This window comes from Dactylosporangium sp. CS-033363, assembly GCF_050942475.1.
GTDB lineage: Bacteria > Actinomycetota > Actinomycetes > Mycobacteriales > Micromonosporaceae > Dactylosporangium.
This window is the reverse complement of sequence record NZ_CP192032.1, coordinates 6,713,556-6,736,524: the sequence shown is the minus strand read 5'-3', so window position 1 is coordinate 6,736,524 and position 22,969 is coordinate 6,713,556. Positions and strand designations below refer to the sequence as shown.

Genomic DNA, 22,969 nt, shown 5'->3' with positions numbered 1-22,969 from the left:
CGGGCCCTTACCATGGGCCCGATGCGCGACTTCGACACCGCCCGGGACGCGGCACTCGGCCTGTTCCCGCAGCTCATCGCGCTCGCCGAGCGGCGTGGCGCGCGGACCGCGGCCGGGCGGCTCGAGGCGGCCCGGGAGCGGCTGGCCGCCGGGCGGCTCACCGTGGTCGTCTGCGGCGAGTTCAAGCGCGGCAAGTCCAGCCTGCTCAACGCGCTGCTCGACGAGCACGAGCGGCCGCTGCTGTTCCCCGAGGCCGGGGAGATCGCGACGAGCGTGGTCACCACCGTCCGGTACGGCGAGCAGGAACGCATCGAGGTCCTGCTCGAGCACGACGGCGGCGGCACCGAGACCGTCGCGGCCGGGCGGGCCGAGCTGGCCGGATACGTCACCGAGAGCGGCAACCCGCACAACGCGCGCCGGGCGCGGCTGGTGGCCATCGAGACCCCGCACCCGAAGCTGCGCTCGGGCCTGACGCTGGTCGACACGCCCGGGGTCGGCGGCGTGTACGCGGGGCACACCGCGGCGACCATGGCGTTCCTGCCCAGCGCCGACGCCATCGTGTTCGTGTTCGACGCGACCCAGCCGCTGCTGGAGAGCGAGCTGCGGTTCCTGCGCCACGCGGCCGAGGCGGTCTCGGCCGGCGACTCCCGCGACGCGCTGCAGTTCGTGCTGACCAAGACCGACATCGGGGACTTTTCGGCGATCCTGGCCAACGGCCGGGCCAAGATCGCGACGGCCCTCGGGCGGCCGGCCGACCAGGTCGCGATCGTGCCGGTGTCCGCCCACGCGAAGCGGGACTACCTGCTCGACGGCGACGACGAGGACCTGGAGCTGTCCAACTTCCCGGCGCTGGAGGCCGCGCTGTGGGGCTCCCTGCACCGGTACCGCGCGAAACGCCTCCTCGGCGCCGCCCTCGACGAGCTCGGCCGGGCCGCCCAGGGGCTGCTCGAGCCGCTCAAGGAGGAGCTCGACGCGCTCGCCGACGAGACCAACGTGAAGCTCGCCGGGCTGGTCGCCGAGGCGCAGGCCCGGCAGAAGCAGCTGACCGAGATGCGGCTGGCCTCGGCGAAGTGGCGCCGGCAGCTCGCCGACGAGCTGGGCGGGCTCGGGCGGCGCCTCGGCGTGCAGGGCGAGCGGCGCCTCGACCAGGTCTGGCACGGCTTCACCGTCGACTATCTGCGCGACGACCAGTACCTCTACCACCCCGACCGGCTCGTCGGCCAGCTCACCGCGGACGCGGCCCAGGTCGTCGGCGAGCTCAACGAGCAGGCCGCGGTCGCGGCGGCCGAGGTGCTGGCCGACTTCAGCCTCCGGCACGGCTTCGACCTCGACCGGCCGGCCCTCGGCGAGCTGCCGGTGCCGCCGGTGCCCGAGCTGCGCGTCGACCCCGAGCCCGCCGCCGAGGACCGGCCCGGGCTGTTCCGCGGCCGGCTCGGCGGGCTGCGGGCCGGGGTCAGCCTGGGCGCCGCCGTCGGCGGGCTGCTCGGCGGGCTGATCGTGCCGGTGGCCGGCAACGCCGTCGGCGCGGCCATCGGCGGGCTGCTCGGCAGCGCGCTGGGCTGGCAGGAGGGCCTCGCCGACGAGCGCCGCGCCGAGCGCCAGGCCCGCCGGCAGAGCCTGCAGCAGCAGCTCGGCACGCTGCAGCGCGACCAGCGCCGGCACGTGTCGACCGCGGTCAACGAGGTGGTCCGGGACTTCACCGCCGCGGCCATCGCCGAGCTCGACGGGCGGCTGGCCCAGCAGGAGGAGACGCTGCAGGACCTGCTGCCCCGGCTGGCCGCGGCGCGCAAGGCGACCCACGACGCGGCCAAGGCGCGCTCCCGCGAGCTGCTCGCCGAGTGCAAGCCGCTGATCGAGCTGCGCGAGCGGGTGACGGCGCTCGTCGCGGCGGCGGAGGGACTGTCCACGGTGGACGCCGAGGCCGCGGACGCCTGATGACCGGGCTGCGGGCACGGGCGACGGCGGCGTTCGACGAGGCGGTTCGAGGGCTGCGTTCGGTACCGTTGCCGGGCCTGGAAAACGCCGCCGAGGACCTGGCGGCGTGCCGGGCGCGGCTGTCCGGGCCGATGCGGGTGGCGCTGGTGGGCCGGGTCAGCTCCGGCAAGTCGACGCTCGCCAATGCGCTGCTCGGCGCGCCGCTCGCCCCGACGGGGGTCGAGGAGCTCACGTTCAACGTCAACTGGATCGGTCACGGCCCGCGGCGCGAGCTGACCGTGCACTTCACCGACGGCCGCCCGCCCGAGCGGCGCGACCCGGCCGAGCTCGAGGCGCTGACCGTGCGCGCCCGCGACGGCGACAAGCAGCACCGGCGGCTGCTGCGGGCGATCGACCACCTGCGCGTCACCGACCCCAACGAGCACCTGCGCGCGTTCGACCTCGTCGACACCCCGGGCCTGGACTCGGTGTTCCAGACCGACTCGCAGAACACGCTGCGCTTCCTCGGCCGCACCGGCGACGACGTGCGGGCCGCGTCCGCCGCCCATGCCGGCCGGGCCGACGCGCTCGTCGTGGTGTTCGCGCGCGGGCTGGCGGCCAACGAGGAGGAGCTGCTCGCCGACTTCGCCGGGCCGGGCGTCGGCGGCTCCGGACCGGTCACCACGGTCGCCGCGCTGACCAAGGTGGAGCTGTCCTGGCCGCAGTACCCGGACCCGCTCGCCGAGGGCCGCCGGCTGGCCGAGCGCGTGATGAGCGCACCCGGGGCGCGGCGGGTCCTCTACGAGGTGCGGCCGATCGCCAGCCTGGTCGCCGCGGCCGCCGCCACGTTCACCGAGGACGAGCTCGGCGACCTCATCGGACTGTCCACCGTGGACCCCTCCACCTTGGAGCGGCGGCTGCGCCGCGGCCCGTTCTTCGCCACCCGCGAGTACGACGACCTGCCGGTGCCGCCGCAGCGCCGGGCCGCGCTGCTGCGGCGGTTCGGGCAGTACGGCATCTGGCTGGCCGCCGGGCTCGTGCGCGACGGGGCCCGGGACGCGGCCGAGCTGCGGGCCGAGCTCACCGCCCGCAGCGGCCTGCCCGGCTTCCGGGCCCTGCTCACCGGCCACTTCGGCAACCGCGCCGAGCTCATCAAGCTGCGCGGCGCGCTCGACCTCGCCTACCGCCTGCGCGACCGGCGCGCCGCCGCCCTCGGCCCGCACGAGCGCGCCGTGCTCCTCGACGCCTGCGCCCCGCTGCTCGCCCTCGACCGCGACGAGCACGCGTTCCGCGAACTGGAAGTGCTGCGGTTGTACTACGACGACGCGCTCGCGTTCACGCCGGACGACGCCGCCGACCTGCTGCGGGTGACCGGCGAGCACGGCACGGCACCCGCCGACCGGCTCGGCCTGCCGTCCCCGGCCGCGCCGCCCGAACTGCTCGCCGCCGCCCGCGCCCGCCTCGGCGAGTGGGCCGCGCGCGACCTGGATCCGCTGTACGAGGGCCGCACCCGCCGCGCCGTGCAGGTGGTCCGGCGCAGCTACGAGCGGCTCGTGACGACGGTGCGGGAGCCGGCGTGAGCGGTGCCATGCACGAGTCTGTCCTCGTGGTCGACCCCGGCCACGCCACCACGAAGGCGGTCCTGATCCGCGACGGGCGGCCCACCCCGGTGACCGAGCCCGGCACGGGGCTGCGCGCCTGGCCCACGGCCGCCCACGATCGCGCCGGCGACATCCGGCTCGGCACCGCGGCCCGGACGACGGGCCGCGCCTACCCGGCCGAATACTTCGGCGACGGCGACCTCCAGGCCCGGGGCTGGATCCTCGCCGGAGTGCTGCGGGCGGCCACGCGCCACGGGACAGCCCCGGAGCGCCTCGTGGTCGTGGTGGACGCCGAGCCGGACGCGCCGTGGCTGACCTTCCTCGAGCGCATGGCCGTGCACCTCGGTTTCGACGACCCCGACTTCGTGCCGCGGGCCGCCGCGGCCGCCTACACCAGCAGCGGCCCCGACGACCCGGGCGTGGTGCTCGCCTTCGACCTGGGGGAGCGCGGCCTGCACGCGGGCCTGGTGCGGATCTCCGCCGGCGGGTACGAGTCGCTCGGCCACACCGTCGCCGAGGACTGCGGCGGCCGGGCCGCGCAGGCCGCGCTCGCCGCCTGCGTGCGCGAGCTCGGCGGGGCGGACCTGGCGCGGGCGCTGGCCACCGACCACCTCGACGAGGACGCGGCCGCGTGCGTGGCGATGGACTTCGCCGACGCGGTCCGCCGGCTGCGGCACGCCCTGAGCATGGCCCCCGTCGCCGCCGACCGCCCGCTCGCGACCGGGCCGGTGGTCGAGGTGCGCCGGGAGGCGTTCGAGGAACTGCTGGCCCCGCTCGTCGAGCGCGCCATCGCGGCCACGTCCGACCTGCTGGGGCGCACCGCGACGGCGGTCGACCGGGTGGTGTTCACCGGCGGGATGACCAGCATTCCGTACGTGGCCCGGACCGTCGCCGCCGCCATCGGGCTGCCGGGCAACTCGGTCGAGATGGGCGAGGGCGGGGTCGTCAGCGGCGCCGCGCGGCTCGTCCAGGCCGTGCCGCCGCGGACCGCCGCGCCCGCGCCGCCCAACGGGCAGGTGCCGCTGCGCTGGGACGTGCCCGGGGCCCGGCTCGTGCGCTGGCTGGTCGAACCGGGAGCGACCTTCGAGGCCCGGGCCGAGCTGGCGGTGGTGCGCACCGAGGACGGCGGGCTGCGGCGGCTGCGGGCCCCGGACCGCCCGGGCTACCTGGTCCACCGGCACGCCGGGCCCGGCGCGGTGCTCGCCGGCGGGTCCTGGGCGGCGACCGTCGGCGTCCTGGAGGAGACCGGTTTCCGCTCGAACGCCGCCCCGCGCGGGCCGGTCTGGTCGATCGCCTTCAGCCCCGACGGGCGGCGCATCGCGGCCGGGGTCGAGGATGCGGTCTGCCTGCTGGACGGCGACGGGCGCGCGCTGTCGCGGCTCGCGATCCGCGGGGCCGCGCGGGCGGTCGCCTTCGTCGCGGGCGGGACGCAGGTGTGGGCCGGCAGCAACGGACCGGTCGAACGCTGGGACATCGGCTCCGACCGGCGGCTGCGGGCCGTTCCCGCCGGGGATGCGGTGCTCGACCTCGCCGTCGGCCCGGACGAACGGCTGCTCGCGGTCGCGACCGCAGGCTGGAACACCGAGCTGTACTCCCCGTCCGACCCGGCGCCCCGCTGGTCGCGCAGGAACACCGGCAGCGCCGTCGCGTTCAGCCCGGACGGCACGGTCCTCGCGATGATCGCGCAGGGCGTCGAGCTCATCGACCTCAAGAACGGGCAGCCGTCGGGCCGGCGGTTCGCCCGGGACGTCGCGACCGGCGGCGGGCATCGGCTGGTGTACAGCCGCGGCGGCGACCGGCTGGCCGTGTCCAACCGCGCCGGCACCGTCCAGTGCTGCTACCCGCGGACCTCCACGACGGCGTGGACGGCCACCGAGCCCGGCGGCGTCGCCGGGCTCGCGTTCACCCCGCGCGGCGACCGGCTCGTCGTCGCCGGCGCGCGGATCGCGGTCTTCGAGACCCTGCGCGGCCAGCTCCTCGCCGACCTCCCGCTCGGCGCGCCGGTCCACGCGATGGCGCTCGCCCCCGACGGCGTGACCCTCGCCCTGGGCACCGACGACGGCGTCCGGCTCATGCGCCTCGAGGACCCGCGGTGAGCGAGCCGGTGCTGATCGCCGACGTCGGCGCGGCCACGACCAAGGCCGTCGTCGTCCACAGCGGACAGGTGGCGCCGGTGGTCGAACCCGTGACCGGCTCGCCGATCTGGCCGACCGCACTGCACGCCGGCATGTGTGTCGGCACGCTCGCGCTGCGCCGCCGCCGGGCCGACCCGCGCGGCCATACTGGCTGGGACGAGACTGGCGGCAACGCCGTGCTGGTCCAGCACATGCTCGCGGCCCTGCGCGAGGCGGCCGGTGCGAACCACGGCGAGATCGCGCGGCTGGTCCTCCTCGCCGACCATGTCGCCCCCGGGGTAATGCTGGAGGCGGCGGAGCGCGCCGGGTTCGCCGAGGTCGAGCTGCTGCAGCGGGCGGCCGCCCTCGCCGCCGAGCCGTCGAAGCCGGGCGCCGCCGACCTGGTGCTGGACTTCGGGGCCCGGGCGCTGGTCGTCACGCTGGTGCGGGCCGGGGTGGACGGGCCGATGCCGTTCCCGCCGGACGTCGAGCCCGGGGCCGGCGGGTGGGCGATCACCGCGGCGCTGGCCGAGCTCGTGCGGGCCGGCGACGCGCTCGCAACGGACATCGACCTGGCGGACACGGTCCAGCGGATGCAGCAGACCCTCTCCGTCGCCGACCGGGCCGTGGACACCGTCGTCGCGCTCGGCCCGGTGCTGGAGATCGGCCGCGAGCAGCTGCCGGCGGCGCTGGGCCCGATCGCCGACCGCGCGGTGGGGACCGTGCGGGCGCTGCTGCGGGAGTGGGCCGGCGACGTCGACCGGGTGGTGCTGACCGGCGGGGCGTCCCGCTCGCCGTACCTGCGGCAGGTCCTGGCCGAGGGCCTGCCCGGCCTGCACGTCGTCCGCACCGGGGAGCCGGAGCTCGACGCGGTGCGCGGGGCGGCGAAGCTGGTGCGCGACGCCCCGCAGCGGCGGGCCGCCCCGTCGCCGGAGAACGGCCACACGCCGCTGCGCTGGGACGCGGCCGGGGCGCGGCTGCTGCGCTGGCTGGTCGAGCCGGGCGGCTCGTTCGCGGCGCGGGCCGAGCTGGCCGTGGTGCGCACCGCCGACGGGGCGCTGCTCCGGCTGCGCGCCCCCGATCGCGCCGGTGTCCTGGCCGCCCGCCACGCCGGCGCCGGCGACCTGCTCACCGACGGGGGCTGGGTCGCCACCGTCCGGCCGTCCTCCCGGGCCGTGGGGTTCACGATCCTGCACGACATCCCGTGCGGTACGGCCGAAGCGGTCGCGTTCAGCCCCGCCGGTCTCCTGGCCGTGGGCATGCCCGGGGCCGTCGCCGTGATGGAGATCGACGGCACCGGCGGGTGGACCCGGGAGGACTGCGGCGAGATGTACGCCGTCGCCTTCGCGGGCGAGCAGCGGCTCTGGGCGGGCGGCGACGATCCCGAAATCCTGGGCTACGACGTGGGCACCGGCCGGTCCGGTCCGGGCCCGTTCGCCGAGGACTCGGTGCTCGACCTGGCCGCCGACCCGGACGGCCGGTGGCTCGCGGTCGCGACCGCCGGCGCGACGACGCTGTACCGCGTGGGCGACATGCGCTCGGCGTGGTCCCGGACGGACACCGGAGGCGCCGTCGCGTGCAGCCCCGACGGTGCGTGGATCGCCACCCCGCACGGGACCGGCCTGGTGCTCGTCGACTTCGAGCACGGACTGACCCAGCGGACCCCGATCGCGACCGGGCTCGTGGCCGAGGCGGACAAGCGGCTGGCGTTCAGCCGGGACGGCGAGCGGCTGGCCGCCTGCGACACCGCCGGCAACGTCGTGTGCTGCCGTCCGCGGGGGTATCCGCAGGTCTGGGCGGTCACCGAGCCGGGCGTCGTGTGGGGCCTCGCGTTCACGCCGGGCGGCGACCGGCTCGTCGTCGGCGGGGCGCGCATCGCCGTGCTCGACGCCGCCGACGGCTCGGTGCTCGCGCAGTACGAGCCGCCCCGTCAGGTCACCGCGCTGGCGCTCGCCCCCGACGGCGTGACGCTCGCGCTGGGCACCGAGTTCGGGGTCACCGTCATGCGCATGGGGGAGACCGGATGAGCGACGCGGTCCTGATCGCCGACATCGGCGCGGCCACCAGCAAGGCCGTCGTCGTGCGGGGCAAGGCGGTCAAGGAGGTGGCCGACCCGCTCACCGGGGCGCCGCTCTGGCCGACCGCCATCCACATCGACGCGTACTGCGGCGCCGTCGCCCTGCACCGCCGCCGCGCCGATCCCGACGGCTTCGCGGGCTGGACCGACGACTACAAGCGCGACGTCGTGCTCGTCGGGCGGATGCTCGGCACGATGCGCGACGTGGCCGCCCGGCTCCTGCGCGGGCCGGTCGACCGGCTGCTGCTCGTCGCCGACCGGGCCGCGTTCGCCGATCCCGAGCACCGCCGGGTGCTGCTGGAGATCGCCGAGATCGTCGGGTTCGCCGAGGCCGAGCTGCTGGAGCGGCCGCTCGCCCTGGCCGCGGCGCCCGAGGAGCGGGCCGAGCTGGCCCTGGTGCTGGACTTCGGCGCGCGGGCGCTGACGGCGAGCGTGGTGCGCGCCGCCGGCCCGGCGGTGCTGGACCACGAGACGGACCGGGACGCCGGCGGGTGGCGGCTCGACGAGACGCTGGGCGCGCACCTGCGCACCGCCGGGGGCTACGAGCTGGCCGAGGCGCTGCGCACCGACCACCTCCCGGCCGCGACGGCGGCGATCGTGGCCAAGCGGCTCGATTTCGAGTTCGCGGCGACGGTACAGCGCATGCGCACGACCGTCGCCGCCGCCGACGTCGCCGCCGACGCGGTCACCGCGCTGGGCCCGGTCCTCGAACTGCACCGCGACGACCTGACCCGGCTGCTCGCCCCGATCGTCGCGCGCGCCCTGGCCACGGCCGGGCGCCTGCTGCAGCGCCACGGCGGCGTGGACCGGATCGTGCTGACCGGCGGGCTGGTCCGCATCCCGCAGTTCGCCCGGGCGCTGGTCGACGGGCTCCCCGGGCGGCCGGTCACCTGGGCCGACGAGCCCGACCTGGACTCGGTGCACGGCGCCGTGAAGCTGGCCGGCGACGCCCCGCAGCGGCGGGTGGCCCCGGCCGCGGCGAACGGGCACACGCCGCTGCGCTGGGACGTGGCCGGCGGGCGGCTCGTGCGCTGGCTGGTCGAGCCGGGCCGGCCGTACCCGGCGCGGGCCGAGCTGGCCGTCGTGCGTACGGCCGACGGCGCGCTGCGGCGGCTGCGGGCCCCCGACGCCCCGGGCGTCCTGGTCGCCCGGCACGCGGCGGCGGGCGACCCGGTCCTCAACGGCGGCTACCTCGCCACCGTCGCCGCACCGCCCGAGCCCGCCCCGGTCCGGGGATCGGTGGCCGTGCGCTACACGCGGCCCGTCCAGCTCCAGCGGTTCACGACCACGGACGGGCCGGCCGGACTGGCGTTCAGCCCGGACGGCCGGTGGCTGGCGTACGCCAGGCGGGAATCCGGCGCGGACCTGTGGGACAGCAGCAACGGTCAGCTGTCGAAGGTTCTCGGCACGGCGTACTGCGTCGAGTTCAGCCCGGACGGACGGGAACTGCTGATGGGCGCGCACTCGGGCGTCGTGGTCAACAGCCTCACCGGCGACCGGGCGAGGTCCGTGATTCCCGTCAACGACCGGGTGATCGGGCTCGAGTTCGGTCCGGACGGCCGGCACCTCGCGATCGTCACCGAGGGCGGGACGACCGTCCTGCACGACTGGGCCACCCGCCGGGACCTGTGGGGCGGCGCCGACGGCGGCTGGGTGGGGGCGTTCAGCCCGGACGGCCGGCTGGTGGCCACGTCCACCCCGGACGGCCGGGTCATCGTGCGCGAGGCGGCCACCGGCACCCGGATCACGGCGGTCGAGGGCGGCGTGCCGATCCGCTCGCTCGGGTTCAGCCCCGACGGCCGGGTCATCGTCATCAACGCGGTGCGGGGCTGGAACCTGCGCACCGGCCAGCAGGCGTGGCTGCACGACTGGATGCCGGCCGACCAGGCCGCCACGCCCACCCCCGACGGCCGGCTGCTCGTGGCGACCAAGGGGTCGTGGCACGTCCTGGAGCCGGGGGACGGGACGGTGCACGCGCGGTTCGACGTCGTGTACGGCCATCCGCAGGCCCTGGTGGTCAGCCCCGACGGGACCAGGGTGGCGGTCGGGTTCGAGGGCACGATCTTTCTCGTGGGGATTGGAGAGCCGGCGTGAGCGAAGCGGTGCTGGTGGTCGACTTCGGGACCTCGTCGTCCTCGGCCGCGCTGGTCGTCGACGGGCAGCCGGTCCGGCTGATCAAGGAGCCGGCCAGCGGGCTGTACAACTGGCCCTCGGCGGTCTGCCGGACCGGCGACGCGCTGCTCGTCGGGACCGTGGCCGAGCGGCGCAAGCGGGCCGACCCGGCGGCGTACCGGGCCGAGTTCAAGCGCGACCTCGGCGAGACGGCGCCGATCCCGCTGGGGGAGGGCGACTACCGGCCCGAGGAGCTCGTCGCCGCGGTGCTGCGGGTGTTCGGGGAGCGGGCCGCCGAGCTGCACGGCGGGCCGGTCCAGCGGCTGCTGCTCACCGTGCCGGCCTCCTACGGGCCCGGCGACCCGCGGCGGGACGTGATGATCGGGGCCGGCGAGGCGGCCGGGTTCGCCGAGGTGGAGCTGGCCCCGGAGCCGGTCGCGGCCGCCCTCGCGCCGCTGTCCGGGGCGCCGTTCGCCGACGGGGACCTGGTGCTCGTGTACGACTTCGGCGGCGGCACGTTCGACGCGGCGCTGATCCGGTTCGGGGGCGGGCGGCACGAGGTGCTCGGGCACGCCGCGCTCGACGACTGCGGCGGCCGCGACATCGACGCGCTCATCTCCGCGCACCTGCACGAGCGCGGCGGGGAGGAGCTGGCCGGCGCGCTCGGCACCGCCGCCCTGGCCGCACCGGCCCGGCTGCGGCTCGGGCTGCAGGTGCGCGAGTTCGTGCGCGGGGTCAAGCACCAGCTCAGCGACGCCGAGGACGTGGAGGACTACCTGACGCCTCTCGCCCCGCCGTACCAGCTGCATCAGCGCGAGCTCGCCGAGCTGATCGCGCCCCTCGTCGCGCGGACCGTCGCCTGCAGCACGGGACTGCTCGCGGCGAGCGGGGCCCGCGCGGCCGACGTGACCGCCGTGCTGCTGACCGGCGGGACCTGCCGGACGCCGGCGGTCGCGGCGGCGGTCGAGCGGGGGATCGGGCGGCCGGTGCGCCGTACCGAGGATCCGGATCTGGCCGTCACCCAGGGCGCGGCCGCGCTCGCCGCCCGGGCCGGGGACCGTGCGCTGGACCCGGTGCCGCCGCCGGCCGGGGCGACCCCGCTGCGCTGGGACGAGGTCTCCGGGCGGCTGGTGCGCTGGCTGGTCGGGCCGGGCGAGGAGTACGCGGCCGGGGCGCCGCTCGGCGTGGTGCGGCTCGACGGGCTGGCCCTCGTGCGGCTGTGCGCGCCGGACCGGCCGGGCCGCCTGGTCGCCGTCCACGCGACCCCCGGCACCACCGTCGCGGCCGGGGACTGGCTGGTCACGGTCGAGGGCCGGTAGGACTGTCGGGTTTCGGCCCGTTCGGCGGGATGCCCGGATTGGGCGGTTCCCGGCGGCCTACCGTGCCCGGGATGAAGCGACCGTATGCGCCCGGCCTCGCCGCGCTGACCGCCCTGGCGGTGCTCCCCGTCCTCCCCGCGACCACTGCCACGGCGGCGCCGCCGCCGGCGGGCAACGGCCGCATCGTGTTCTCCCGCGACTACGCGATCAACCACGAGCTCTGGTCGATGAACCCGGACGGCTCCAAGCCGAAGAACCTGACCAACACGGCGGGCATCCAGGAGCTCAGCCCGGTGCCGTCGCCGGACGGCAAGCGGATCGCGTTCACCCGGTACGGCGCCGGGCCGGACACCCTCTGGGTGATGAACGCCGACACCACCGGGCTGGCCGTGGTGGCCGGCAGCGGCGACGCCGACGAGCCGGCCTGGTCCCCGGACGGCAAGCGGCTGGCGTACACGTGCCGGGAGCCGCTGTCCCCGTTCACCGGGCACATCTGTGTCCGCAACGTCGCGGGCGGCGGCTTCCAGCTGCTCACCGCGGCGCCGGGGGCCGAGGACCACTCGCCCGCGTGGTCGCCGGACGGCACCCGGATCGTGTTCAGCCGGTTCGCCGGCGGCTCGGGCGGGCTGCTGGCGCTGACCCTCGCGACGCTGTCGCTCGACCCGCTGACCCCGGCGGTGGCCGGACGCCACGACGACGACCCGGACTTCTCACCCGACGGCAAGCAGCTCGCGTTCAGCCGCTTCGAGAACAACGGCCTGGGCAGCAGCCTGTACCGCATCCCGGCGACCGGCGGCGCGGAGAAGCTGATCATCGCCGGGCCGCCGATCGTCAACGACACCTACCTGATCGAGCCGGCCTGGTCCCCGGACGGCAAGCTCATCGCGTACTCGGCCGCGGACGACGACGGCGGCTTCGGCGCGATCTGGACCATCGCGCCCGACGGCAAGAGCCCGACCCAGCTGACCTTCGGCATCCAGACCGACATCGAGCCGGACTGGCTGGTCGCCTAGGCCCGGCGCGGCCAGGGGAGCAGCGCGGGGACCTGGCGCGCGTACTCCTCGTAGGCCGCGCCGAACCGCGCCCGCAGCGCCCGCTCCTCGAAGCGGATGCCGACCGCGATGTACCCCGTCGACGCCACGGCGAAGAAGAGGTGCCCGGCGGTCATGTGCGGGGTGGCCCAGAACGTCATCAGCAGGCCGAGCATCATCGGGTGGCGGCACAGGGAGTACAGCAGACGGCTGGAAATCTCGTGCTCCCTCGGGCCGGCCAGCCCGAAGAACTCGGCGTGGTCCACCATGAACGTGGACCCGGCGACGATCAGCCAGCCGGCCCCGAACACCGCCCAGATCGCGAACGACCACGGCGCCCCGGCCCGCCAGACGGTGGCCGGCACCGGCTCCCACCAGCCGAACACGGCGAACAGCAGCAGGCTCGCCACGAGCACGTAGGTGCTGCGCTCGATCGCGGCCGGGACGAGCCGCTTGAACCGGTCGCGGGCGGCGATCGTGTGGTGGGCGGCGAACGCGAGCAGCAGGAGCCCGTCGACGGCGAGTGCCACCGGGGCATCGTGGCGCGCGGGCCCGTCGGCGCCGGCGGCCAGGAACCACACGGCCCAGGCCGAGCTCAGGAGGAAGGCCGCGTAGGCGACGGCCGCGTACAGCAAACGCATCCGCCCATGTTCGTTGCGCACCGGGGTTCGGGGCAGGCGGGAAAATACCTCAGTTCGCGGCGGTCGCCACGTACCAGGCGGCGATCTGTGCGCGGGACCGGAAGTCCATCCGGAGGCGGATCCGCTCCACGTGCGCCTCGGCCGAGCGCTCGGCGATGCCCAGCCGCTCGCCGATCTCGCGGTTCGTGCACCCCTGCGCGACGAGCGCGGCGACCTCGCGCTGCCGGGCGGTGAGCGCCGGTCCGCTGCCCCGGTGGCGGGCGGGCAGGCCGAGAAACCGGCGGATGGCGCGGGTGAGCGCGCTGGTGTCGCCGATGTACGGCAGGTGCGAGCGCCCCGGGATCTCCTCGAACCGCGCACCCTGGATGCCGTCGGCGAGCCGTTTCCCCTCGCTCAGCGGCGCCGCCCGGTCCCGGTCCCGGTGCACCACGAGCGTCGGCGCGACGATCCGCGGCAGCACGTCGGTCAGGTCGGTGGCGTAGGCGGCGGCGAGCATCGTCCGGGCCGTCTCGGCGTCGGCCGATTCCTGTTGGTACCGCACGAAAGCCGCCCGCGTCCCCGCGTCCGCGTCCGGCGCGAACACGTCGGCGAGCAGGCCCGACGCGAGCCCCCAGTGCTGCGTGACCAGCCCGAGCACGTGCATGCGGATCTCGGGCGAGGCGACGCGGGATCCGTCGAGCCACCCGCCGTACAAGATGAGCTTCTGGATCTTCTGTGGCTTTTGCGCGGCGAACGTGGCGGCGACGGCGGCCCCGAGGGAGGTGCCGATCAGGTCGAACCGCCCGAGGTCCGCGGTGACGGCGTCGAGCGTGTCGAGCTCCTGCGCCATGGAGTACTGGCCCGGCGGCGTGCGCTCGGACAGCCCGCAGCCGAGTTTGTCGTAGCGGATCAGGGTGCGGCCCTGCGCGAGGGCGTCGTAGAAGGCGCGCTCGGCGGGGAGGGCCCAGCTGAGTTCGAGGTGCGACACCCAGCCGCCGACGTAGACGAGCGGCGGCCCGGACCCGGTCCTGGCGTAGGCGACTCCGCCCTCGGTCCTGGCCACGCTTTGAGTGTAGGCCGAACGGCCATTCTGCCCTTGAGTAGCCACATGCGTACGTTCCGTGATGGCACGATCTCGGCGTGAAGCTTCGCGTCTTGATGCTGGCCGCGGTGGTGGGCCTCGCTCCTTCGCCGGCCTTCGCTTCCGGGCTCGCTTTTTCCGGTGTTGATCTCGGCACGGATCTGGCCATGCGGCTGGTGTCCTCGGCGGAGAACTCCTCCCTGGACTGGCACGCGCAGTACGGGTACCTGGAGGACATCGGCGACGGCCGCGGCTACACGGGCGGGATCATCGGGTTCTGCTCGGGTACCGGCGACATGCTGGCGGTCGTCGAGTCGTACACCGCCGCCGTGCCGGGGAATGCGCTTGCCCGCTTCCTGCCGGCGCTGCGCGCGGTGGACGGCACGTCCTCGCACGCTGGTCTGGGCTCGCCGTTCGCGGCGGCCTGGGCTTCTTCGGCCGGCGATCCGGCCTTCCAGGCGGCCCAGGATGCCTTCCGCGACACGGTGTACTTCACGCCGGCCGTCACCCAGGCCCGCGCGGACGGGTTGCGGGCCTTGGGACAGTTCATCTACTTCGACGCGATGGTCATGCACGGGCCGGGTTCGGACGCCTCGAGCTTCGGCGGCATCCGGCGGGCCGCCCTGGCGCATGCCGTGCCGCCGTCGCGGGGCGGCGACGAGGCCGCTTATCTGCGGGCGTTCCTGGACGCGCGGGTCGCGGTGATGCGGACGGAGGAGGCCCATTCGGACACGAGCCGGGTCGACACGGCACAGCGGGCCTTCCTCGACGCGGGCAACCTCGACCTGCGGCCGCCACTGGCGTGGAAGGTGTACGGGGACCCCTTTTCCGTGACATGACCTCAACTTCGGCGCGCCGCTGCCGATGGACCTTGCCGTGACGACCCTCGGGCGGATGGCGTTCGGCGGTGTGCTGGCCGTCGTCCTGGCGGTAGGCGTCGCCGTGGCGTTCCGGCCCACCGACGCGGTGGTGGAGCCGCCGGCGGCCGTGGGCGTGGCGCTGGACACCGACGGGCGGGGCTGTGCCGACCGGCCGGTGCTGGACACCGTGCGGCCGGTGCTGGCCTTCACCGGCGACAGCCCGCCGTACCGTTCCTCCACGTTCCAGCTCCGCGGGCTCGCGGGCCATACCGAGCGGGACGTGGACCTGCCCGGCGAGCCCGACGGTCGCGGGGCGGCGCTCGACTTCAAGCGGGCCGGGACGCTGGCGCACGGGGTGTCGTACCGCTGGCGCGTCCGCGCGACCCCGACGGCCGGCTGGTCGCCGTGGTGCGAGTTCACGGTGGCCGCGAGCACACCGGACGACCTGGGCCTCGACGAGACCCGGACCTACACCGTCACCCTGCCCGGCCCGCAGTGGCGGGCGATCGCGGCGGCCCTCGGCCCGGACCACGCACCCATCACGGCCGCGGGGCAGTCCGGGGGCGACCGGGTCGCGGTGAGCCTGGACGGGCTGCACTGGCGGCTGGCGGTGGAGGGGCTCGCCTACTGGGGGTCGCAGCACCGGGACGCGGCGGTCTGGCGGCTCGCCGACCTGCTGTCGGCCGAGCTCGGCGGACCGGCCCACCCGACCATGGGCTTCCCGCGGGACTGACGGTGGTCAGGCGGCGGGGCGGCGGTGCTCCGGGAGCTGGTTGAGCCACAGCGCCAGGGCCCGCGCCACCTCCTGGTCGAAGGCGAGCCGCGCCCGCTGGGCCGGGTCCGCGTCGACCGTGGCGGCCAGGCGGCTGATGCGCAGGCGCGTGGCGGCGAGGCTGTTGGCGAGGAAGGTGTCGAACGTGGCCGGGTTCGCGGCGTCCACCGCGAGCATGCCGCGTATGTACAGGTCGTCGACCGCGGTGTCCGGGCCGACCGCGCACAGCCAGTCGGCCTGGCGGCGGCGGCCCTCGGCGGTGAGCCAGCACGAGAGGCGGTTGCCGCTGCCGTGGCGGAGGGTGGTCGGGGCCTCGACGCGCAGGAGGCGGGCGCGTTCCAGCCGGCCGACGCTGATCATGATGCGGCTCAGGTCGACCCGGCGGGAGGCGCCGAAGATGGCCGTGTGGCGGTGCCAGAGGTCGTAGGCGCTGCTGGGGCCCTCGGCGAGCAGTACCAGGACCTCGTCGTCCAGTACCACCGTCATGGGACCCCCCGGAACCTACCTTCTACAACCCAGTAGAAGTTATCAGCCCGGGTCCTCGTTCAGCAGGTCCCGCAGGAGCTGCTCGTCCTGGGCGTTGAGGCGGCTCACGAAGCGGCGCAGGACCGAGGCGCGGTCGTCCTGGGCGGCGAGGAGGCGGTTGATGCGCTCGGCGACCAGGCCGGCGGGGTCGGACAGCGCTCCGTAGCGGTACGCTCGCCCGCTGCGCTCCCTCGTCACCGCCTCGCGCTCGTGCAGGCGGGTCAGCGTCGTCACCACGGCGCTGTAGGACAGGCCCCCCGCGGGGTCGAGGCGCTCCCGCACCTCACCCGGGGTCAACGGGCCGGTGGCCGCGCCGAGTACCGTCAGGATCTCGGCTTCGAGCTGCCCGGGCCGCCGCCTCGGCCGCATCTCGTCGGTCACGGACACGACTGTATCGGAAAGGGTGAGCAGACCATGATCGACCACTTCGTCTGGTCCGTTCTCGTCGTCCCGCCGCTGCTCGTCGTCGCGGTGCGGCTGCTGGCCGATCGGCTCGCACCGGCCGCCGCCGCCCGGGCCGTGGCGTGGTCGGCCGCCGCCGCGGCGCTGGGCAGCACCGTCAACCTGCTGTTGTTCGCGGCGCACGCCGTGGCCGAGGTGCCGTTCGTGGACCGGCCGCTGGGCTGGTCGGCCGCCGTCGTCGCGCAGGACACGGCGTCGGAGCCGTGGGTGCCGTGGCTCAGCGTCGGGCTGCTGGCGGCGGTCGTTTGCTCCGTCTGGTACCGCTGGAGCCTCCAACGCCGCCTGCTCCGCCTGCTGCCGCCGGGGAGCGCCGAAGCGGTGGTCATGGTGCCGGACGAGGTGGCGGGAGCGTTCGCCGTCCCGGGGCGGCCGGGGCACGTCGTCGTCACCACCGGCATGCGGGAGCTGCTCACCGACCGGCAGTTCGAGGCGCTGCTGGCCCACGAGCGCGCGCACCTCGCCGAGCGCCACCACCGGCTCGTGCGCGTCACCGAACTGGCGGTGGCGGCCCACCCGGCGCTGTGGTGGGTCGGCCGGCACGTCGACTATCTCGTGGAGCGGGCCGCGGACGAGCGGGCGGCGGACGCGCTCGGCGACCGGCGTACCGTCGCCCACGCCATCGGCACCGCCGCGCTCGCCGGCCACGCCAACCCGCACCCGTCCGGCCTGCACGCGGCGAGCATCGGCGGGATCGTGCCGCGCCGGGTCAGCCACTTGCTGCGGCCCCACCCGGCCGCGCTCCCCGGCATCCTGGTCGCCGTCCCGATCCTCGTCGGGCTCTCGTCGCTGATCTGGACCGGCGAGGCCACCATTGACCTCATCGAGCTGTTCCAGGCGGCGGCGCGCCGCTGAAAGCGCGCGGCGCGTCGTTGACGGCGGTGTTCTACTGGGGCCATGCACGTCCTCGCGATCGACCAGGGCACGTCCGGTACCAAAGCGATCGTCACTGACGGCGACGGACGCGTGCTGGCGACCGCCGAGGAGGAGCTGCGGCCCGACTATCTGCCCGGGGGCGGCGTCGAGGTCGATCCCGGCGCGCTGCTCGCCTCCGTGCTCACGGCCGGGCGGCGGGCGGTCGCCGAATCGGGGGTACGACCGGATGCGGTTGCCCTGGCCAACCAGGGCGAGACCGTCCTCGTGTGGGACCGAACGACCGGCGAGCCCGTCGGCCCGGCCATCGTCTGGCAGGACCGGCGGGCCGAGGCCGTCTGCGCCGCCCGCAGCAAGGCCGGTCCGCTGATCGCCGACCGGACGGGACTCGTCCTCGACCCGTACTTCTCCGCCCCCAAGATGCGCTGGCTGCGCGAGAACCGCTCGGCCCGCGGCGTCGTCACCACCACCGACACCTGGCTTGTACACCGGCTCTGCGGCGCCTTCGTCACCGACGCCTCCACCGCCGGCCGGTCGCTGCTGCTCGACCTCGACGAGGTGTGGTGGAGCGAGGAGCTGCTCGAACTGTTCGACCTGGCCGACGAGGAACTGCCCGAGATCGTGCCGAGCGACCGGATCGTCGGGCGTACCACGGCGTTCGGCGGCGACATCCCGGTCGCGGGGCTCATCGTCGACCAGCAGGCCGCGCTGCTCGCCGAGGCGTGCCTGGATCCGGGTACCGCCAAATGCACGTACGGCACCGGCGCGTTCCTGCTCGCCCAGCTCGGCGGCACCCCGGTCCGCTCGGCGAAGGGCCTGGCCACGTCGGTCGCGTGGCAGCTGCGCGACAGCACCGCGTACTGCGCCGACGGCCAGGTCTACACCGCCGCCTCCGCCGTGCGCTGGCTCGCCGAGCTCGGGATCGTCGACGGCGCCGCCGAGCTCGACGCGGTCGCCGCCCCGGACAGCGCCGGCGTGCTGTGCGTGCCCGCCCTGGCCGGCCTGGCCGCGCCGTAGTGGGACCCGGCCGCGACCGCCGCGCTGACCGGGATGACGCTCAGCACCGGCCGCGGGCACCTCGTGCGGGCCGTCCTGGAGGGCATCGCGGCCCAGGTCGCCGCGCTCGTCGCGCTCACCGGGGACGACCTCGGCACCCCGCTCACCCGGCTGCGCGTCGACGGCGGCCTGACCCGCTCCCGGGTGCTCCTGCAGGCCCAGGCCGACCTCGCGCAGATTCCCATCGACGTGTACCCGTCCCCGCACGCGACCGCGCTCGGCGCCGCCGCCTGCGCCCGGCTCGCCCTCGACCCCGGACTGTCCATCGTGGACGCGACCGGCGGCTGGCGGCCCGCGGCGACGTTCGAACCCGAATGGCCGGCGGAGCGCGCCGCCGAGCACCTGGCCCGCTGGCACGCGCTCGCCGCGCGGAGCGCACCGTGACCGCCGCGACCTTCGACGTCGCCGTCATCGGCGCGGGCCTGGTGGGCTCGGCGATCGCCCGGCTCTTCGGCGCGTCCCGGCTTTCCACGGTACTGCTGGAAGCCCGCGACGACGTGGGCGACGGCACCAGCAAGGCCAACACCGCGATCCTGCACACCGGGTTCGACGCGAAGCCGGGCACGCTGGAGGCGCGGCTGGTGGCCCGCGGCTACCACTTGCTCGGCGGGTACGCCGCGGCGACCGGGATCCCCGTGGAGCGCACCGGCGCGCTGCTCGTGGCGTGGGACGGCGAGCAGCTCGCGGCGCTGCCCGGCCTGCGGGACAAGGCCGAGCGCAACGGCTACACCGAGTCCACGATCATCGATGCTCCGCAGGTGTACCGCGAGGTGCCCGCGCTGGCACCCGGCGCGCTGGGCGCGTTGATGGTGCCGGGCGAGTCGATCACCTGCACGTGGACGACGAACCTGGCCCTCGCGACCGAGGCCGTCACGCGCGGCGTCACGCTGCGCCGCGGCCACCGGGTCACCGCCGTCCGCGACGACGGCACCCACACCTGGCTCGCGACCGCGCAGGGCGAGATCGGCGCCCGCTGGGTCGTCAACGCGGCCGGCCTCGGCGCCGACACCCTGGATCGGCTGTTCGGCTACGAACGGTTCACCGTCACGCCCCGCCGCGGCGAGCTGCTCGTGTTCGACAAGCTCGCCCGGCCGCTCGCCCCGCGGATCGTCCTGCCCGTGCCGTCCAAAGTGGGCAAGGGCGTGCTCATCAGCCCGACCGTCTACGGCAACGTGATGCTCGGGCCGACCGCCGAGGACCTGCCGGACCGTACCGCGACCGGCACCTCCGCGGCCGGTTTCACGTTTTTGCGGACCAAGGGCACCGCGCTGATGCCGGCCCTGCTGCGCGAGGAGGTGACCGCCACCTACGCCGGGCTGCGGGCCGCGATCGACGCCGACGACTACCTGATCGACGTGGACCCGGGCCGCCGGTACGTGCTCGTCGGCGGCATCCGCTCGACCGGGCTCACCGCCTGCCTGGCCATCGCCGAGCATGTCGGGTCGCTTGTGGACGGTCACCTGGACCTGACCCCGCGGCCGGACCTGCCGCCGCCGCCGCGGATGCCGAACCTGGGGGAGGCCTTCCCGCGGCCGTATCAGGATGCGGCGGCGATCGCGGCCGATCCGGAGTACGGGCGGATCGTGTGCTTCTGCGAGCGGGTCACCCGGGGCGAGATCCGCGACGCGTACGCCTCGGTCATTCCACCGTCCACCGTGGACGGGCTGCGGCGGCGGACCCGGGCGATGAACGGCCGGTGCCAGGGCTTCTACTGCGCCGCCGAGATTCAGGCCGTCCGGTGAGCGAGCACGTGCGGGTCGCGATCGTGGGCGGGGGACCGGCGGGGCTCAGCGCGGCCGCCGCCCTCGCCGGGCGGGTGGACGGCCCGGTGCTCGTGCTCGAACGGGAGTCCGCGCTCGGGGGCATTCCGCGGCACAGCGACCACCTCGGGTACGGCATCCGGGACCTGAGAACCGTCCTCAGTGGACCGTCCTATGCGGATCGGCTGATCCGCCGGGCCGCGGCCGCCGGGGCGGTGCTGGAGACCGAGGCGATGGTGACCGGCTGGGCCGGCGAGCGCACGCTCTCCGGTTCGGCCGGGGCGCACAAGCTGGAAGTGACCTCGCCGCGCGGCCGGCGCACCGTAACTGCCGCCGCCGTCATCCTCGCGACCGGGGCCCGCGAGCGCCCGCGCCCGGCCCGGCTCATCCCCGGCGACCGGCCGGCCGGCGTCTACACCACCGGGCAGCTGCAGCAGCTCGTCCACCTGCACCGCGCCCCCGTCGGCCGGCGCGCCGTCGTCGTCGGGGCCGAGCTGGTCAGCTGGTCGGCGGTGCTCACCCTGCGCGCGGCCGGCTGCCGCACCGTCCTGCTCACCACCGAGCTGGCGCGTCCCGAGTTCCGGCTGCCGGTACGCCCCGTGCGCACCCGGACCCGCCTCGCCGCCATCCACGGCCACGGCCGCGTGTCCACTGTGGAGCTGGAGGACCTGCGCACCGGCCGCCTCTCCCAGGTGGACTGCGACACCGTCGTGCTCACCGGCGACTGGATTCCCGACCACGAGTTGGCCCGCGCGGCCGGCCTGACCCTCGACCCGGCGACCCTCGGCCCGGTCGTCGACGCCGGCCTGCGGACCAGCCGGGCGGGCGTGTTCGCGGCCGGGAACCTGCTGCACCCGGTCGACACCGCCGACGCCGCCGCGCTCGACGGCCGCCACGTCGCCGCCGCCGTCCTGGCCGGGTCCGCGGCGGCTTCCGGTGTGGCGCTGGCCGTGGAGGAGCCGCTGCTGTGGGTCGCCCCGCAGCTGATCGCCCCGGGCGGCCCGCCGCCGGCCCGCGACCGCCTGCTGCTGTGGACGGCCGAGCACCGCCGCCTCCCGCGGGTGACGGCGGTGCAGGACGGCCGCCGGGTGGGCGCGGTCCGCCTGCCCTGGCCGGCCGCGCCCGGGCGCGTGTTCCGCGTCCCGTACTCCCTGGTGAGCGCGGCCGACCCGGCCGGCGGGCCGGTCCGCCTGGCCCTCGGTTAGGTCCGCTTCAGGCCATTGGCGACCAGAAGGACCTCGGCCATCCCGTACTGCCCGTGCGCGGAGACCTCGACCCACGGGTCGGAGATGCGGATGTTGGCGCTGAAGTAGCCGCCGGACCCCGCGGTCAGGTCCTCGTAGACCCAGCCGTTGTCGAGGTGCTGCGCGACCGCGCCGGGGCTGGCGTCCATGCCGAACTTGGCGGGCTTCGGCACGGCGATGCCGATGTCGCCGCCCGGCCCGTGGATGGTGATCGTGCCCGCCCCGGTGGTACCGATGATCGCGCAGCTGCGCACGCTCGTCCCCGGCGGCAGGACCGTCGGCCGCACCCGGAAGACGCACGGGCGGGACTGGTCCAGCCGGACCGTGCCGGCGTAGGTGAGGGCCTTGTCGAGCGGTACCGGCCCCTGCACCCGCAGTTCGGCCTTGACGCCCGGCCCCGGCACCCAGCTGATCAGGGTGGTCTGCAGCCCGCTGATGGTCCCGGTCACCACGGTCGCCGGCTGCCCGCCGACCGTCCCCGGCCTGGTCTGCACGCCTTCGAGCGGCGGCACCGCACCGCTGGCGGTCGGATCGGCGCGCGGCGTCACCGCGTCGGCGCGCAGCGTCAGCTCGGCGAACGAGCCGTCGGCCTTGCGGCCCTGTACCGACATGCGCTCGACCCCGGTGTCGGTCTCCCAGCGCTCGTCGCTCGTCTCGAACGGCGGCTTGCCGATCCCGAAGTGCAGGGTGAGCGCGTCGGAGCCGACCCCTCCGGGAGAAGCTGTGTTCATCGGGTCCGAGGCGACCGGCTGCGCGGGCTGCATCGTGGCGGGGGGCCCGGTGACCAGCCGCGGCGCGACGACGGCGGCGAGCACGGCAAGGGCGGCCAGCCCGGCGGTAGCGGCGGCGATGCGCCGCTGCCGGCGCCGGCGGAAGGCGGGCCCGATGGACGCCAGCAACGTCTCGGGGTCGGTACGGGCCTCGGCCCGGGCGCGCAGCGTGGCGCGCAGGTCCTGCAGGTCGCTGCTCATCGCGAGGTCCCCTCCAGTTCGTGCAGCTCGACGCGCATCGCGGCGAGCGCGCGCATGGCATGGGTCCGGACGGTGGCGCGCGAGCACCCGAGAATCTGCGCGATCCGGTCGTCGTCGAGGTCCTCGTAGTACCGCAGGGCGATGACCGCCCGCTGCTTGCCCGGCAGCGCCCGCACCTTGTCCCAGAGCGCGACCCGCTCGGCGACGGGCGCCCCGTGGTCGCCCGCCCCCGGCCACCCGTCCCCGTCGAGCACGGCCGGCATCTCCCGGCTGGACCGCCGCCGCCACCAGGTGGCGTTGACGTTGATCAGCACCCGCCGCACGTAGAGGTCGGGCTGGTCGGAGCGCAGAATCCTCGCCCACCGCGGATACACCCGCACAAGCGTGTCCTGCACAAGATCGTCAGCGCGATGCACGTCATCCACGAGCAATCGCGCGAGCCGCAACAACGCCGGCCCCCGGGTGAGCACGTACTCCTCGAACGTCACTCCCTACTGACTACCGTGCCCGCCCGAACTGTTGACACGCCCCCGTGCCTCCCGCGCGAATGGGGATTCCACAGCAAGCAGGCACCATCGCG

The 22,969-nt window shown here is 75.7% G+C and carries 20 protein-coding genes; 14 read left to right on the top strand and 6 right to left on the bottom strand.

The genetic code is table 11. The features are described 5' to 3' along the window. Window positions 1–21 precede the first annotated feature (21 nt). The 7 genes from ACQPZ4_RS31140 to ACQPZ4_RS31110 all read left to right on the top strand — a co-directional run bounded on the left by ACQPZ4_RS31140 (window position 22) and on the right by ACQPZ4_RS31110 (window position 12,150). Window positions 22–1,935 carry a dynamin family protein gene (locus ACQPZ4_RS31140; RefSeq protein ID WP_433043235.1) on the top strand — a complete coding sequence of 638 codons (1,914 nt, stop codon included), beginning with the start codon at window positions 22–24 and terminating at the stop codon, window positions 1,933–1,935. Next, on the top strand, window positions 1,935–3,494 hold the full coding sequence (locus ACQPZ4_RS31135) for a dynamin family protein (protein WP_433043232.1): 1,560 nt from the start codon (window positions 1,935–1,937) through the stop codon (window positions 3,492–3,494). The genes ACQPZ4_RS31140 and ACQPZ4_RS31135 overlap by 1 nt, the downstream gene beginning before the upstream one ends. 8 nt (window positions 3,495–3,502) lie before the next feature. After that, window positions 3,503–5,611: an Hsp70 family protein gene (locus tag ACQPZ4_RS31130; protein ID WP_433043229.1), complete on the top strand. Its 2,109-nt coding sequence runs from the start codon at window positions 3,503–3,505 to the stop codon at window positions 5,609–5,611. Beyond that, window positions 5,608–7,656, top strand: coding sequence for a hypothetical protein (locus tag ACQPZ4_RS31125; RefSeq protein WP_433043226.1), 2,049 nt, complete (start codon window positions 5,608–5,610; stop codon window positions 7,654–7,656). The genes ACQPZ4_RS31130 and ACQPZ4_RS31125 overlap by 4 nt, the downstream gene beginning before the upstream one ends. Beyond that, window positions 7,653–9,800 (top strand): Hsp70 family protein, encoded by a 2,148-nt coding sequence (locus ACQPZ4_RS31120; RefSeq protein ID WP_433043223.1) that lies wholly within the window; start codon window positions 7,653–7,655, stop codon window positions 9,798–9,800. Before ACQPZ4_RS31125 ends, ACQPZ4_RS31120 begins: the two co-directional genes overlap by 4 nt. Further along, on the top strand, window positions 9,797–11,137 hold the full coding sequence (locus ACQPZ4_RS31115; RefSeq protein ID WP_433043220.1) for an Hsp70 family protein: 1,341 nt from the start codon (window positions 9,797–9,799) through the stop codon (window positions 11,135–11,137). Before ACQPZ4_RS31120 ends, ACQPZ4_RS31115 begins: the two co-directional genes overlap by 4 nt. A 71-nt stretch (window positions 11,138–11,208) precedes the next feature. Further along, entirely contained in the window at window positions 11,209–12,150 is a 942-nt protein-coding gene (locus ACQPZ4_RS31110; protein WP_433043217.1) for a TolB family protein, read from the top strand. Here the strand turns inward: ACQPZ4_RS31110 and ACQPZ4_RS31105 are convergent. Together ACQPZ4_RS31105 and ACQPZ4_RS31100 are read right to left on the bottom strand one after the other, a co-directional pair. Next, a complete protein-coding gene (locus ACQPZ4_RS31105) occupies window positions 12,147–12,809 on the bottom strand; it encodes a methyltransferase family protein (RefSeq protein WP_433043214.1) in 663 nt (220 codons plus the stop codon). The genes ACQPZ4_RS31110 and ACQPZ4_RS31105 overlap by 4 nt on opposite strands. A gap of 49 nt (window positions 12,810–12,858) precedes the next feature. Further along, window positions 12,859–13,851: an alpha/beta fold hydrolase gene (locus ACQPZ4_RS31100; protein WP_433043211.1), complete on the bottom strand. Its 993-nt coding sequence runs from the start codon at window positions 13,849–13,851 to the stop codon at window positions 12,859–12,861. Window positions 13,852–13,928: 77 nt separating this feature from the next. Between ACQPZ4_RS31100 and ACQPZ4_RS31095 the strand changes: the two genes are divergently transcribed. Continuing rightward, window positions 13,929–14,708, top strand: a complete 780-nt coding sequence (locus ACQPZ4_RS31095) for a chitosanase (protein WP_433043208.1) — start codon at window positions 13,929–13,931, stop codon at window positions 14,706–14,708. A 37-nt stretch (window positions 14,709–14,745) separates the two neighbouring features. Further along, complete coding sequence (locus ACQPZ4_RS31090) at window positions 14,746–15,462, top strand: hypothetical protein (RefSeq protein ID WP_433043205.1); 717 nt, start codon at window positions 14,746–14,748, stop codon at window positions 15,460–15,462. 6 nt (window positions 15,463–15,468) lie between these two features. Here ACQPZ4_RS31090 and ACQPZ4_RS31085 read toward each other — a convergent pair whose 3' ends face one another. After that, on the bottom strand, window positions 15,469–15,987 hold the full coding sequence (locus ACQPZ4_RS31085) for a hypothetical protein (RefSeq protein ID WP_433043202.1): 519 nt from the start codon (window positions 15,985–15,987) through the stop codon (window positions 15,469–15,471). Between the two features lie 42 nt (window positions 15,988–16,029). After that, entirely contained in the window at window positions 16,030–16,407 is a 378-nt protein-coding gene (locus ACQPZ4_RS31080; RefSeq protein WP_433043199.1) for a BlaI/MecI/CopY family transcriptional regulator, read from the bottom strand. Between the two features lie 33 nt (window positions 16,408–16,440). Between ACQPZ4_RS31080 and ACQPZ4_RS31075 the strand changes: the two genes are divergently transcribed. The 5 genes from ACQPZ4_RS31075 to ACQPZ4_RS31055 are packed head-to-tail and all read left to right on the top strand — an operon-like array spanning window position 16,441 to window position 21,379. Further along, window positions 16,441–17,340: a M56 family metallopeptidase gene (locus ACQPZ4_RS31075; RefSeq protein WP_433043197.1), complete on the top strand. Its 900-nt coding sequence runs from the start codon at window positions 16,441–16,443 to the stop codon at window positions 17,338–17,340. Window positions 17,341–17,382: 42 nt separating this feature from the next. Beyond that, window positions 17,383–18,375, top strand: a complete 993-nt coding sequence (locus tag ACQPZ4_RS31070) for an FGGY family carbohydrate kinase (RefSeq protein WP_433043194.1) — start codon at window positions 17,383–17,385, stop codon at window positions 18,373–18,375. Between the two features lie 33 nt (window positions 18,376–18,408). Next, on the top strand, window positions 18,409–18,798 hold the full coding sequence (locus tag ACQPZ4_RS31065; protein WP_433043191.1) for an FGGY-family carbohydrate kinase: 390 nt from the start codon (window positions 18,409–18,411) through the stop codon (window positions 18,796–18,798). After that, window positions 18,795–20,156: an NAD(P)/FAD-dependent oxidoreductase gene (locus tag ACQPZ4_RS31060; protein ID WP_433043188.1), complete on the top strand. Its 1,362-nt coding sequence runs from the start codon at window positions 18,795–18,797 to the stop codon at window positions 20,154–20,156. The genes ACQPZ4_RS31065 and ACQPZ4_RS31060 overlap by 4 nt, the downstream gene beginning before the upstream one ends. Next, window positions 20,153–21,379 (top strand): NAD(P)/FAD-dependent oxidoreductase, encoded by a 1,227-nt coding sequence (locus ACQPZ4_RS31055; RefSeq protein WP_433043185.1) that lies wholly within the window; start codon window positions 20,153–20,155, stop codon window positions 21,377–21,379. Before ACQPZ4_RS31060 ends, ACQPZ4_RS31055 begins: the two co-directional genes overlap by 4 nt. Here ACQPZ4_RS31055 and ACQPZ4_RS31050 read toward each other — a convergent pair. Next, window positions 21,376–22,389 carry a hypothetical protein gene (locus tag ACQPZ4_RS31050; protein WP_433043182.1) on the bottom strand — a complete coding sequence of 338 codons (1,014 nt, stop codon included), beginning with the start codon at window positions 22,387–22,389 and terminating at the stop codon, window positions 21,376–21,378. The two genes, ACQPZ4_RS31055 and ACQPZ4_RS31050, sit on opposite strands and share 4 nt — an antisense overlap. Next, window positions 22,386–22,877, bottom strand: a complete 492-nt coding sequence (locus ACQPZ4_RS31045) for a SigE family RNA polymerase sigma factor (protein WP_433043179.1) — start codon at window positions 22,875–22,877, stop codon at window positions 22,386–22,388. The genes ACQPZ4_RS31050 and ACQPZ4_RS31045 overlap by 4 nt, the downstream gene beginning before the upstream one ends. Window positions 22,878–22,969: the final 92 nt, after the last annotated feature.